Annotated in this window: 13 protein-coding genes; 9 read left to right on the top strand and 4 right to left on the bottom strand. The window is 62.5% G+C overall.

What is annotated here, in order from left to right; genetic code table 11:
* Nucleotides 1-214 precede the first annotated feature (214 nt).
* From ABE528_RS12490 to ABE528_RS12480, 3 genes are all read left to right on the top strand, one after another.
* Nucleotides 215-1,234 (top strand): branched-chain amino acid aminotransferase, encoded by a 1,020-nt coding sequence (locus ABE528_RS12490; RefSeq protein WP_060507415.1) that lies wholly within the window; start codon nt 215-217, stop codon nt 1,232-1,234.
* 145 nt (nt 1,235-1,379) lie between these two features.
* Nucleotides 1,380-2,060, top strand: a complete 681-nt coding sequence (locus ABE528_RS12485) for a response regulator transcription factor (protein ID WP_085677062.1) — start codon at nt 1,380-1,382, stop codon at nt 2,058-2,060.
* Nucleotides 2,038-3,429 (top strand): HAMP domain-containing sensor histidine kinase, encoded by a 1,392-nt coding sequence (locus ABE528_RS12480; RefSeq protein WP_346653132.1) that lies wholly within the window; start codon nt 2,038-2,040, stop codon nt 3,427-3,429. The genes ABE528_RS12485 and ABE528_RS12480 overlap by 23 nt, the downstream gene beginning before the upstream one ends.
* 34 nt (nt 3,430-3,463) lie before the next feature.
* Here the strand turns inward: ABE528_RS12480 and cysS are convergent, their stop codons facing one another.
* Both cysS and ABE528_RS12470 read right to left on the bottom strand, forming a co-directional pair.
* Complete coding sequence (gene cysS / locus ABE528_RS12475; RefSeq protein WP_346653131.1) at nt 3,464-4,846, bottom strand: cysteine--tRNA ligase; 1,383 nt, start codon at nt 4,844-4,846, stop codon at nt 3,464-3,466.
* A gap of 9 nt (nt 4,847-4,855) precedes the next feature.
* Nucleotides 4,856-6,559, bottom strand: a complete 1,704-nt coding sequence (locus ABE528_RS12470) for a glutamine--tRNA ligase/YqeY domain fusion protein (RefSeq protein WP_152957873.1) — start codon at nt 6,557-6,559, stop codon at nt 4,856-4,858.
* Between the two features lie 247 nt (nt 6,560-6,806).
* On the opposite strand from ABE528_RS12470, the gene ABE528_RS12465 reads away from it, so the two are divergent.
* The gene (locus ABE528_RS12465) at nt 6,807-7,310 is read left to right on the top strand and encodes a peptidylprolyl isomerase (protein ID WP_152957872.1); all 504 of its coding nucleotides are present in this window, start codon (nt 6,807-6,809) and stop codon (nt 7,308-7,310) included.
* Entirely contained in the window at nt 7,307-8,029 is a 723-nt protein-coding gene (locus ABE528_RS12460) for a UDP-2,3-diacylglucosamine diphosphatase (protein ID WP_346653130.1), read from the top strand. Before ABE528_RS12465 ends, ABE528_RS12460 begins: the two co-directional genes overlap by 4 nt.
* Before the next feature lie 121 nt (nt 8,030-8,150).
* Here ABE528_RS12460 and ABE528_RS12455 read toward each other — a convergent pair whose 3' ends face one another.
* Nucleotides 8,151-10,463 (bottom strand): acylase, encoded by a 2,313-nt coding sequence (locus tag ABE528_RS12455; RefSeq protein WP_346653129.1) that lies wholly within the window; start codon nt 10,461-10,463, stop codon nt 8,151-8,153.
* Between the two features lie 200 nt (nt 10,464-10,663).
* On the opposite strand from ABE528_RS12455, the gene ABE528_RS12450 reads away from it, so the two are divergent.
* Nucleotides 10,664-11,038 carry a fe2+ zn2+ uptake regulation protein gene (locus tag ABE528_RS12450; RefSeq protein WP_152957870.1) on the top strand — a complete coding sequence of 125 codons (375 nt, stop codon included), beginning with the start codon at nt 10,664-10,666 and terminating at the stop codon, nt 11,036-11,038.
* Nucleotides 11,039-11,073: 35 nt separating this feature from the next.
* Here the strand turns inward: ABE528_RS12450 and ABE528_RS12445 are convergent, their stop codons facing one another.
* Complete coding sequence (locus ABE528_RS12445; protein ID WP_003248064.1) at nt 11,074-11,262, bottom strand: hypothetical protein; 189 nt, start codon at nt 11,260-11,262, stop codon at nt 11,074-11,076.
* Nucleotides 11,263-11,410: 148 nt separating this feature from the next.
* Between ABE528_RS12445 and ABE528_RS12440 the strand changes: the two genes are divergently transcribed.
* The 3 genes from ABE528_RS12440 to ABE528_RS12430 all read left to right on the top strand — a co-directional run bounded on the left by ABE528_RS12440 (nt 11,411) and on the right by ABE528_RS12430 (nt 13,207).
* The gene (locus tag ABE528_RS12440) at nt 11,411-11,869 is read left to right on the top strand and encodes a hypothetical protein (protein ID WP_346653128.1); all 459 of its coding nucleotides are present in this window, start codon (nt 11,411-11,413) and stop codon (nt 11,867-11,869) included.
* Nucleotides 11,870-12,101: 232 nt separating this feature from the next.
* A complete protein-coding gene (locus ABE528_RS12435; protein ID WP_152957868.1) occupies nt 12,102-12,482 on the top strand; it encodes a Mor transcription activator family protein in 381 nt (126 codons plus the stop codon).
* A gap of 62 nt (nt 12,483-12,544) precedes the next feature.
* Entirely contained in the window at nt 12,545-13,207 is a 663-nt protein-coding gene (locus tag ABE528_RS12430) for a DUF2589 domain-containing protein (protein WP_346653127.1), read from the top strand.
* The last annotated feature ends 38 nt before the right edge of the window (nt 13,208-13,245 follow it).

Below are 13,245 nucleotides of genomic sequence, written 5' to 3'. Positions count from 1 at the left end.
ACCCCCCCTTTTCCTCCCCTGTATTTTTTTTTTGGGCTTGGCCTTTTGGGGGTTTCCCCGCGCTCCGGGCCCGGCCCAGGCAATCGAGAACGTTCAGATAATGGCCAATTCGTGACTGGCCGTTCCCGATCCGCGATGGATGTATTATCGTGGCGAGGTGCGCATATAACAGCAGCCCGAGCGATCGGGCACTTGCAAGACAATCGAGGGTGTCATGAGTAACGAAAGCATTAACTGGGACAAGCTGGGTTTCGACTACATCAAGACCGACAAGCGCTACCTGTCCGTATGGCGCAACGGTGAGTGGGACAAAGGCACCCTGACCGAAGACAACGTGCTGCACATCAGTGAAGGCTCCACCGCCCTGCACTATGGTCAACAATGCTTCGAGGGCCTCAAGGCCTACCGTTGCAAGGACGGCTCGATCAACCTGTTCCGCCCAGACCAGAACGCCGCCCGCATGCAGCGCAGCTGCGCGCGCCTGCTGATGCCGCAGGTGCCAACCGATGTGTTCATCGAAGCGTGCAAGCAAGTGGTCAAGGCCAACGAGAAGTTCGTCCCGCCGCACGGCAAAGGCGCCCTGTACCTGCGCCCGTTCGTGATCGGCACTGGCGACAACATCGGCGTGCGCACCGCCCCCGAGTTCATCTTCTCGATCTTCGCCATCCCGGTCGGCTCGTACTTCAAGGGCGGCATGAAGCCGCACAACTTCCAGATCTCCAGCTTCGACCGTGCCGCCCCTCAGGGCACTGGCGCAGCCAAGGTCGGTGGCAACTACGCTGCCAGCCTGCAGCCGGGCGCTGAAGCCAAGAAGGCCAACTTCGCCGACGCCATCTACCTCGATCCGCTGACCCACACCAAGATCGAGGAAGTCGGTTCGGCCAACTTCTTCGGCATCACCGCCAACAACGAATTCGTCACCCCGAAATCGGCCTCGGTACTGCCAGGCATCACCCGCCTGTCGCTGATGGAACTGGCACAATCGCGCCTGGGCCTGACCGTGATCGAAGGCGACGTCGAAATCAGCAAGCTCGACCGCTTCATCGAAGCCGGCGCTTGCGGCACCGCTGCGGTGATCACCCCGATCGGTGGCATCGAGTACAACGGCAAGCTGCACGTGTTCCACGACCTGGAAAAAGTCGGCCCGGTCACCCAGAAGCTCTACAACGAGCTGACCGGTATCCAGAGCGGCGACGTCGAAGCGCCAGCCGGCTGGATCGTCAAGGTCGCCTGAGCCGCTGCGCCACGCTGATCGACGGGGCATGCCAGACACTGGCATGCCCCGTTTTGTTTCACGCGCCGTAGATGAATTTTTCTTAAATCGCCGTTTGGCTATTCTTTGGCACAATCAAGTCTCCATTAGACGCCCAGGATCGAGCATGCCACGCGTACTGACCATCGAAGACGACGCCGTCACCGGCCAGGAAATCGTCGCCGAACTCTCCAGCCACGGCCTGGAAGTGGATTGGGCCGACAACGGCCGCGAGGGCCTGGCCAAGGCCATCGCCGGCGGTTACGACCTGATCACCGTCGACCGCATGCTGCCCGAGGTCGATGGCCTGACGATCGTCACCACCCTGCGCAACCTGAAAATCGCCACGCCGATCCTGATGATCAGCGCCCTCTCCGACGTGGATGAGCGCGTGCGCGGCCTGCGCGCCGGTGGCGACGACTACCTGACCAAACCGTTCGCCTCCGACGAGATGGCGGCACGGGTCGAAGTGCTACTGCGGCGCAACAGCGTGCCCATGACCCAGACCCGCCTGCAGGTCGCCGACCTGCAGCTGGACCTGATCAGCCACGAGGCCCGCCGTGGCGAGCACACCCTCAACCTGCTGCCCACCGAGTACAAGCTGCTGGAATACCTGATGCGCCACAGCGGCCAGGTGATCACGCGGATGATGATCTTCGAGGAAGTCTGGGGTTACCACTTCGACCCGGGTACCAACCTGATCGACGTGCACATCGGCCGCCTGCGCAAGAAGATCGACTCCCCCGGCCAGTCGCCGCTGATCCGTACGGTACGGGGCTCGGGCTATGCCATTGCTGAACCCGTCTAAGGGCTGGAGTTCGTCCACCAGCCGCCTGCTGGCGCTGTACAGTTTCCTGTTCGTGGCCTGGAGCAGCATCCTCATGGGCGTGCTGTACTTCGAGGTTTCCAGCTACCTGAACAAGCTCACCCGCCACTCCATGCTGCAGCGCCAGCACCTGTTCGCACACATGAGTGGCAAGCAGCTGGACGACGCCCTGATCGCCAGCCAGGCATTCGAAGAGCGCAGTTTCGATGCCTATGGCCTGTTCGATGCCCAGCTCAACCCGGTGGGCGGGCGTATTCGCGCGATCCCGCCTGACCTTGGCCTGGACGGCAAGGTGCACGAGCTCAAGCACTGCCTGGACGCCGACGACCCGCACATGCCACGTGACAGCTGCGATGCGGTGGCGATCAAGGTGCAGGATGGCCGTTGGCTGGTGCTGTTCCGCGACAATGGCTCGTTGTTCGTGGTCACCCGCATCATCCTGCATGCCTTGTTGTGGGGTATCTCGCTGACCCTGATTCCGGGGTTTGCCGGGTGGTACCTGCTGCGCCGCCGCCCGCTCAAGCGCATTCGTGCGATACAGGCGCAGGCCGAGCTGATCGTCGCCGGCGACCTCACCCACCGTTTGCCGCTGTCAGCACGCCGCGATGAGCTGGACATGCTCGCCGATATCGTCAACGCCATGCTCGACCGCATCGAGCGGCTGATGCATGAGGTCAAAGGCGTCTGCGACAACATCGCCCACGACCTGCGCACGCCCCTCACCCGCCTGCGGGCGCAGCTGTACCGTATTCGTCAGCAAAGCGCGCACGATTCACCACAAGCCGAAGCGCTGGACCAGGCGATCGGTGAAACCGACACCTTGATGGCACGCTTCCGTGGCTTGCTGCGTATCAGCGAGCTGGAAGACCGCCAGCGCCGCGCCGGCTTCGTTCAGCTTGATCCGCACGACTTGCTGGTGGAACTGCATGACTTCTATCTGCCACTGGCCGAGGATGGCGGCATCCGCCTGAATCTCGAACAGCCTGCCCAGTTGCCGGCGCTGCATGGTGATCGCGAGTTGCTGTTCGAAGCGCTGGCCAACCTGGTGGGCAATGCCATCAAGTTCACGCCCGAAGACGGCCGGGTTGCCATCAAGGCGACTCAGGATGAGCTAGGTGTGCACATTGCTATCGAAGACAGCGGGCCAGGGATTGCCGAAGAGGAGCGGACTGCGGTGCTGAAGCGGTTCTATCGCAGCGAGGAAGGCCACCGCCATTCCGGCTTCGGGCTGGGGTTGTCGATCGTTGCGGCGATCGTCGACCTGCACGGGTTTGGGCTGGAGATCGGCGAGAGCGAACTGGGTGGGGCGAAACTGGTGTTGCACTGCCCGCTGGCCGGTTTGGCCAAGTAAAGCTGGGGCCGCTTCGCGGCCCCAATTACATCGATCAGTCAGCCAGGCGCCAGGTGGTTGCACCCTTGCTGTCTTCCAGCACCACGCCCATGGCCGTGATCTGATCACGGATACGGTCGGACTCAGCCCAGTTCTTGTCTGCACGCGCCTGCAGGCGCGCCTGAATCAAGGCTTCCACCTCAGCCGCATCGACCTTGCCTTCGGCCCCGGCACGCAGGAAGTCATCGGCCTCCAGCTGCAGCACACCCAGCACATCACCCAGCTCACGCAGGCGACCGGCCAGGCCCGCCGCCGCGTCGACATCGCTGTCACGCAGGCGGTTGATCTCGCGCACCAGGTCAAACAGTACGGCGCAGGCTTCCGGCGTACCGAAGTCGTCGTTCATCGCCACGCTGAAGCGCTCGACGAACGCCTCGCCCCCCTTGGCGGCAACCCGCGGCAGGCCGCGCAGTGCGTGGTAGAAGCGCTCCAGGGCGCCCTTGGCATCGCGCAGGCTGTCTTCGGAGTAGTTGATGGCGCTGCGGTAGTGGCTGGCCACCAGCAGGTAGCGCACCACCTCGGGGTGGTACTTGTCGAGCACGTCGCGGATGGTGAAGAAGTTGTTCAACGACTTGGACATCTTCTCGCCATTGATACGGATCATGCCGCAGTGCATCCAGCTGTTGGCGTACTGCTTGCCAGTGGCCGCCTCGCTCTGCGCGATCTCGTTCTCGTGGTGCGGGAACTCCAGGTCGCTGCCGCCACCGTGGATGTCGAAGCTCTCGCCCAGGCAGCAGGTGGACATCACCGAGCACTCGATGTGCCAGCCCGGACGGCCCGGGCCCCACGGCGACTCCCAGCTTGGCTCGCCCGGCTTGACGCCTTTCCACAGGACGAAGTCCAGTGGATCATGCTTGGCCTCGTCGACCTCGATGCGGGCACCGATGCGCAGGTCTTCGATCTTCTTGCGCGACAGCTTGCCGTAGCCGACGAACTTGCCGACCCGGTAGTACACGTCGCCGTTGCCCGGCGCGTAGGCGTAGCCCTTGTCGATCAGGGTCTGGATCATCGCGTGCATGCCGGCGATGTGGTCGGTGGCACGCGGTTCCAGGTCCGGCTTGAGGATGTTCAGCCGGCGCTCGTCTTCGTGCATCGCGTCGATCATGCGCGCGGTCAGGGCGTCGAACGCCTCGCCGTTTTCGTTGGCGCGGTTGATGATCTTGTCGTCGATGTCGGTGATGTTGCGCACGTAGGTCAGGTCGTAGCCGCTTTTACGCAGCCAACGGGTGACCAGGTCGAACGCCACCATGCTGCGGCCGTGGCCAAGGTGGCAGTAGTCGTACACGGTCATGCCGCACACGTACATGCGCACCTTGTTGCCTTCGAGCGGCTTGAAGGCTTCCTTGGTCTTGCTCAGCGTGTTGTAGATGGTAAGCACGGCGATTCCTTAGCTGCCCCAGGAGTCACGCAGGGTGACGGTGCGGTTGAACACCGGGCGACCCGGCTGGCTGTCCTTGAGGTCGGCGCAGAAGTAGCCTTCGCGCTCGAACTGGAAGCGGTCCTCAGGCTGTGCCTGGCCCAGCGAAGGCTCGGCGCGGCAGCCCGTCAGCACTTGCAGCGAATCCGGGTTGATGTTGTCGAGGAAGCTGCCGCCATCTTCGGTCTTCTCCGGGTTGGCGGAGCGGAACAGGCGGTCGTACAGGCGTACTTCGCACTCGATGCTGCCTTCGGCCGGCACCCAGTGGATCACGCCCTTGACCTTGCGGCCTTCGGGGTTCTTGCCCAGGGTGTCCGGGTCGTACGAGCAGCGCAGCTCGACGATGTTGCCGTCGGCATCCTTGATCGCCTCGTCAGCGCGGATCACGTAGCTGCCGCGCAGGCGCACTTCACCGGCTGGCTCCAGGCGCTTGTAGCCCTTCGGCGGCTCTTCCATGAAGTCGTCACGGTCGATGTACAGCTCGCGGGCGAACGGCAACACGCGCACGCCCATGTCTTCCTTCGGGTGGCGCGGCAGTTCAAGCTGCTCGACCTGGCCTTGCGGGTAGTTGGTGATGACCACCTTCAGCGGGCGCAGCACGCACATGGCGCGTGGCGCGGTGCGGTCGAGGTCGTCACGGATGCTGAACTCGAGCATCGACATGTCGACCACGCCATCGGAACGGTTGGTGCCGATCATTTCGCAGAAGTTGCGGATCGACGCCGGGGTATAGCCGCGGCGGCGGAAGCCCGACAGGGTCGACATGCGCGGGTCGTCCCAGGCGCTGACGTGCTTTTCGTCGACCAGCTGCTTGAGCTTGCGCTTGGAGGTGATGGTGTAGTTCAGGTTCAGGCGGCTGAACTCGTACTGGCGCGGGTGCGCCGGTACCGGCAGGTTGTCGAGGAACCAGTCGTACAGCGGGCGGTGGCCTTCGAACTCGAGGGTGCAGATCGAGTGGGTGATGCCTTCGATGGCGTCCGACTGCCCGTGGGTGAAGTCGTAGTTGGGGTAGATGCACCACTTGTCACCGGTCTGGTGGTGGTGGGCATGGCGGATGCGGTACAGGATCGGGTCGCGCAGGTTCATGTTCGGCGAGGCCATGTCGATCTTGGCACGCAGCACACGCTCGCCGTCCTTGAACTCGCCGGCCTTCATGCGGGCGAACAGGTCAAGGTTTTCTTCGACGCTGCGCTCGCGGAACGGGCTGTTCTTGCCGGGTTCGGTCAGGCTGCCACGGTATTCCTTGGCCTGATCAGGGGTCAGGTCGCAGACATAGGCCTTGCCACGCTTGATCAGTTCAACGGCCCAGTCGTGCAGCTGGTCGAAGTAGTTGGAGGCATAACGCACGTCGCCGGCCCAGTCGAAGCCCAGCCATTTGACGTCGCTCTGGATGGCGTCGATGTATTCCTGGTCTTCCTTGGCCGGGTTGGTGTCGTCGAAGCGCAGGTGGCAGACGCCGCCGAACTCCTTGGCCAGGCCGAAGTTGACGCAGATCGACTTGGCGTGGCCGATGTGCAGGTAGCCGTTGGGCTCCGGCGGGAAACGGGTGACGATGCTGCTGTGCTTGCCCGAGTCCAGGTCGGCCTGGATGATCGGCCGCAGGAAGTTCGCAGGGACAGCGGGGGCGCCTTTGGCAGCGGCGTTGGGCGCGTTGTCGGCAGTGGGCTTGCTCATAGGATCCTTGAATGCACGTGTCCGGCCTGGGTAGGCCGATTGAATCAAAGGGCCTATCATAGCCGAAGCAGTCAAGCTGCTGACAGCCGGGCACCGACAAACTGGCGCGATTTATCGCGATCCGTGCAAAATGGCCGCTGCGCGGCATGAACCATGAACATGTGTCGCGGTTGCCCGATCCTGCGTCAGGTGACTACACGCGCCCTGCGCACCTATTCCCGAATGCCTTGAAAGAGCGAATTTCAGCATGTCCAAAGTCAAACTGAGCACCAACCACGGCGACATCGTCCTGCAACTGAACGCTGAAAAAGCCCCTGTGACCGTGGCCAACTTCATTGAGTACGTCAAGGCCGGCCATTACAGCAACGTCGTCTTCCACCGCGTGATCAAGGGCTTCATGATCCAGGGCGGCGGTTTCGAGCCAGGCATGAACGAAAAGCGTGACAAGCGTCCCAGCATCCAGAACGAAGCCGACAATGGCCTGAAGAACGACAAGTACACCATCGCCATGGCCCGTACCATGGATCCGCACTCCGCTTCCGCGCAGTTCTTCATCAACGCCTCCAACAATGACTTCCTCAACCACAGCGGCAAGAACACCCAGGGCTGGGGCTACGCCGTGTTCGGCGAAGTGATCGAAGGCCGTGAGGTTGTCGACGCTATCGAGAAAGTTGCCACCGGTTCCAAAGCTGGCCACCAGGACGTGCCGAAAGAAGACGTGATCATCGAGAAAGCCGAGATCATTGAGTGATCCTGCTGATCTCCGATCTGCATTTGCAAGAAGAACGCCCGGACATTACCCGGGCGTTTCTTGATCTGCTCGACGGCCGCGCCCGTCACGCCAAGGCGTTGTACATCCTCGGTGACTTCTTCGAAGCATGGATCGGCGACGATGCCATGACCCCGTTCCAGCAGTCGATCTGCCAGGCCTTGCGCCAGCTCAGCGACAGCGGCACGGCGATCTACCTGATGCACGGCAACCGCGACTTCCTGATTGGCCAGGACTTCTGCACGGCCGCCGGCTGCACGCTGCTGGCCGACCCGAGCGTGATCGAGCTGGGCGGTGAACAGGTGTTGCTGATGCATGGCGACACCCTGTGCACCCGCGACCTGGCCTACATGAAGATGCGCCGCTACCTGCGTAACCCGGTGAGCCTGTGGATCCTCCGGCACCTGCCGCTGACCACCCGGCAGAAACTGGCACGCAAGCTGCGCAGTGAAAGCCGTGCGCAGACCCGCATGAAGGCTACCGAAATCGTCGACGTTACGCCGGAAGAAGTACCGAAAGTGATGGCAGCGCACGGCGTACGCACGCTGGTGCATGGCCACACCCACCGTCCGGCGATCCACAAGCTGGTGGTGGATGGCGAACCGGCACGGCGCATCGTGCTGGGAGATTGGGACCGACGGGGCTGGACCTTGCAGGTTGATGGGCAAGGCTTTGCCCTGGAACCGTTCGAGTTCTCCTGACGGATTGAGCTGTCTTCTTCGCGGGTAAACCCGCTCCCACAGGAATTGCACCGCATGTAGCCTTGGTGCAGTCCCTGTGGGAGCGGGTTTACCCGCGAATAGGCCATGACAGGCTATCGCCTCAAGGCCGGCTGGCCACGGCCCCCTTGTCCCGCTCACTGATCACATACTGCCGATACTCCGGGTCCGCCTTGATCTGCGCCTCGGTAAACGGTATCGCTGCCAGCTGCTTGGCCGAGAACACCTTGGTCTGGTCACTGAAGTGCGCCGAGCCGGCCTCGCTGGACTGCGAGAACGCCAGCAGCCCGCGCGCCTGTGGCCCATCTTCAGTGAAATTCACCACCTGCAGGTAGCTGGTACCACTGACCACCAGGCGCTTACCCGGCCCGTGCGGCACGCTGAACATCGCGTTGTAGACCCCCAGCTGCTGCGGCCCGCCCGGTACCGGCGTGCCATCGGCGGCTTGCTGGATCTGCCCCCAACGGCTGCCCTCCTCCACACCGGCCTTGGCTACTTGCTGCAATGACGTCAAGGCCGCTTCGCGCAACAGCTTGCGCACTGCCGCCTGCTCCACCGCCAGGCCACGCGGGGTGTGCTGCGGGTCTGCCGGGTCGAAGGCCACACGCCAGCTTTGCGGGTGCTTGGCCAGGGCCTCGACCATGTTCTGGAAATGCACCAGGCCGATACCACTGTTCAGATCGGCCTTGCCATTCCAGGCGGCGAGGCTGGCGCACACGGCCTGCAGGTCGGCCTCAACCCCTTTGCACCACTGCAGCAGGTCGGGCAGTACCAGGCTGGCCAGGTACACGTCGTCATCCAGCACCATGCGCTGCAAGTCGTCGACGCTCAGCTTGGCGCTGCCTTGCAGGCGCTCGAGGGCAAAGCGGCCGCGCATGCCCAGTGGCTGGTCGCTGCGGCTGATCAACGGCGAGAAGCCGGTCAACGGCTGGGCCGGGTTGGCCATCCACGCCGGGTCGTTGGAGTTCTGCACAAAGTCGTTGCGCTCCAGGCTGGGCAGCATCCGTGCCGGGAAGATGCCAGGCTGCGCGGCCTGGGCATCGACCTTCCACTGGCAGGCGCTGCGCGACCCGTCCAGCACCACCAGAGGGCCTTGCGCCGCCGGGTTGCTGCATTCACTCAGCAGTTGCTGATCGACATAGGGCACCACCGACTGGTTCAGGTACAGCGCCGTGCCTGCAGCATCGACCGCCAGGGTGTTGACCCAGGGGATGCCCTGCAACTGTTCGATGGACCCCTTCAGGGCCTCCAGGCTGTCGGCACGGTTGATGCGGTACCACTGTTGCAGCACGCGCGTGTTGTCCAGGTTGGCATCGCGCAGGCTATAGGCTGCCTGGGTGTCCCAGTCCAGTCGACCTGGCCACTGCACCACCGGCCCGAAACTGGAGCTGTAGACCTGGCGCTCGATCTGGCTGAGGGTGCCATCGGCGGCCTTGACCGTGACGCTCACGGTTTGCCGTACCATGGGGATGGACTTGCCATCCTGCAGGTAATGGGTCGGTTCCTTGGGGTCCAACTGCAAGCGATACAGGGTGAAGTGCTTCGAGGTATCCACCGTATGGGTCCAGGCCAGGTGGCGGTTGAAGCCGATGTTCACCACAGGCAGGCCAGGCAGGGCCGCTCCCATCACATCCAGCTTGCCAGGGATGGTCAGCTGCATCTGGTAAAAACGCATGCCACCCACCCACGGGAAGTGCGGGTTGGCCAGCAACAGGCCACGGCCATTGGCCGAGCGCTGCGCCCCCACTGCCACGGCGTTGCTGCCGCGTTCGGAGGCAAAGCGCTGCTGCTGGGCCAGTGCCACGTCAAAGGCTGGAGTTGCTTGCTGGGCTGCCAGCCTGGGCGGCTGAGCGCCCGCCAGCGCTTCGGCAAACTGGCCCACGCCGCCTTCGGCCAGCAGGCGACGGGTCAGTTTGACCAGGTCCTGGCTGGCGATCGGGCGCACCCACTGGCCATCGCCACACTCCGCTGGCAGGCCTTGGCTACGCCGCTCGGCCAGGGCGCGGTTGAAACCGCTGGCATAACCCTCCAGCAGCTCGCGCACCTGCGCTGGCTGGGCCTGCAGGAAGCCACTGACTGCTGCCGGCGTGTTGAGCCAAGTGAAGAACAGGTCGCTGGCCAGGTTGTCGCGTTGCTCGAGGGTTTTGGCCTGGGCGCCGAAATAACGCGAGCGCTCACCGTTGACCGTCAGTACTTCATTGGCCAGCAGGCACAGGTTGTCCTGAGCATAGGCATAGCCAATGCCATATCCCAGGCCGAGCTCGTCCTTGGCGACGATATGCGGCACGCCAAAACTGGTGCGGCGAATCTGCGCACTGGCATCAGCGCTGGTTTCCCGCGCCTGCACGGCTACGCTGGAGGCGACCAGGGCAGCCGCCAGGCTGGCACAGGTCAAGGGACGCGAAATTGGCAACACGGGCATTCCTCGGATTCAGGGGGTCATTCCCGATCAAACGAATGGCTGGATGAAAATTTTACGCACACAGGCGCCGCGAACCGTCTTCAAGAAACACCGGCAGCATTTTTTCAGGCAGAAGCTGCAGATTTTCCGTTCTCATTCGTCCTAATCAGTGAGGCACCCATATTTCGGGACAGTCCACGAAAAGGAGCATTCACATGTACAACCCGCAACCCACATTGCAGACCGGGTGCGTGCCGGGCAAGGCCGCCAATGGAGCGGCCGCCTGCGTGGACGAGCGTACCGGCAACGAGCAGATACGCGAACTGCTGCGCAACTACGGCCTGCGCACCAGCCTCATTCGCCTGAAGGTGATCGATGCGCTGTACACCGCAGATCGCACCGGGCGCAGCATCGGCGTGCGCGGCGTGCATGCGCAACTGGAGCAACTGGACATACCGTTGTCGTTCCTGAGCGTGCGCGAGGTGCTCAAACGGCTGTGCACGGAGGGGGTGATCAGCCTTGGCAGCGACAAGTGCTACAGCCTCAAGCCCGAAGCACGCGCCGTGCTCGCACAGCCCTTGTCGCGCTGACTGAAGGCCGGCCAGACGCGGCCGGCCGGCAAGCGTCAGGGTTTGACCTTGCGCCGCAGAATCCCGTTGATCACCACCACGACCACGGCAATGGCAATGGCCAGCATCTGGAAGGTCTGTTCACTGATCGTGCCTTGCTTCTGCAGATGCGACAGGCCCAGCATGAGGCCCAGCACCACCAGGATGATCAGAAGCGAGTATTTGAGGCGCTGCACGTGTGTCATCGAAAAATCCTTCAACATCGGGGGTGTTTGCTCACAACGAGCGGCAACAATGATACAACGCTGACGCCTTGCAGCGCTGTATTTCCTGCTTAGCGTGGCATGTCAGGCCTGAAAGCATCGGCTTTCCCCAATCCATGCTGGAGGCACCATGCGCAGGTTCGCGCTGTTCATCATACTGTTCGCTCCGTCACTTCCCATCCAGGCCCTGGACACCCGCCAGGCGCCGCCTGAGCAATTGCTCGAACTAGGTGGCCAGCTGGCTGCCCATGCTGGCAGCAGCCAATGGCAACAACTGTGGCAAAGAACCCGCGCAGCCGGGCACCTGCACGCCAGGCCCGGCCATGCCTACTTCACCGTCCCGCACCCGCTGCTGCCAGAACTGGCTCGCCAGGCGTTGGCCCAGGCAGACCAGGTCGAGCCCTTGGGCAACACCGTCGCCCGCTATCGGCGGACCTTTCCCGACAGGGTCATAGGCATGCTCGATAACCAGCCATTGAACAGCCTTTGCCTGGTCATCGACTGGCGCACCTTGCCACAAGTGCAGCCAACTAAAGCGCATGCCTACCTTGCAGGTGCAAGCCTGCTGAACAGTTATCCCTGTGAATAAGGGGGCTGGAACTTACTTGCTCCATGGAAAAGCAACTCTACGGGAAATCGGGCCTGCACGGCAGCATAGAGGCAACTTCCTACATCGCACGACACCGTTGCCTGCAAGCCCTGCTCACCAAAACTACAACTGCCAGCCCACTTGGCGCCTAGCGGCAACATTCGACACTCACCGAGAATTCCCCCATGCCAACGATAGGCATCGCGCCCCAACCACCGCGAGGAAGTCTCATATGGAACTGCCAGATCTCACATCCATCGACATCGGCCAGTTACCGCATTCGTTGCAGGCCCTGATCGAATGCATCGGCCTTGAAAACGCCTACCAGCTGACCTGCGCCTACGGCGGCAGGCCCAAATACATACCCAAGCATCGCGAACGCACCAAGCTCGCTGATGTACTCCCGGCAGACGCACTTGATGCCTTGATCAAGCGCTTTGCCGGCGTGGCCCTGGAAATCCCCAAGGCAGACCACTTTGTGCGCCAGCTGCGCAACCTGCAAATCCAGAAAGAAAGCGCCAACGGCCTGTCACGCAGCCTGCTGGCCGACAAGTACGGCTTGAGCCTGCGTCAGATCGGCAACATCCGTCGGCAGGAACATTGTTCACGCTGACGCCCCGCTGCGGCCCCCAATAGTGGCCGCACCCTCAACCCTGAAAAGAAGAGAAGACGCATATGTCCATCGACAACAGCCTCATCGGCTCGGTCATCAATGCCTTGCCCATGGACCGCATGATCGCCGCACCGCTGCAAGCCATGGTGCAGGCGCAGGTCACAGCCAGCAAATCCTATGCAGACTTCCTCATGCAGGTCTGCGTGCAAGATGGCAAAGCCGTTGCCATCCAGTTCGACTACGACGAAACCATCGTTGACGAACAAGGCGAGTACAAAGGCGTCGTCAGCAAGTCCATGAAGGTGCCACTGCTGGCAGCCATTACCCACCCGAACATCACCATCGAAGAAGGTAACGTCGAGTTCGAACTGACCATCAGCCAGATGGCCGAGGACTTCAGCGAGTCCAGCAAAAGCGGCGATCTGGCGGCCTCACTGGGTTGGGGGCCTTTCAAGCTGGATGTGAAAGGCAGCATCAGCAGCAAGTCCACGCAAACCCGCAAGACCGATACCCGGGCACGCTATGCGTTCAATACCTCGCTGCGCCGCCAGGATCCGCCAGAAGCCATGATGCGGGTGATCGACTTCCTCACCGAGGCCGCCACCAAGCCTACAGTGGTCAAGACTTCAACCCTGGAAAGCCAGGATGCAATTTCGCAGGGCGACACCCTCAAAAACTCCCCTGCCATCACCAACAACGCAGCCGCAGGTGCCACTACCCCTTGATGGTCCGCTCGTTGTTTGACCGGTTGCCCTGCGCGTGC

The organism is Pseudomonas sp. TWI628 (genome assembly GCF_039673865.1).
GTDB lineage: Bacteria > Pseudomonadota > Gammaproteobacteria > Pseudomonadales > Pseudomonadaceae > Aquipseudomonas.
Note: the sequence above shows the minus strand (reverse complement) of the source record. Positions and strands in the feature narration are given on the sequence as shown.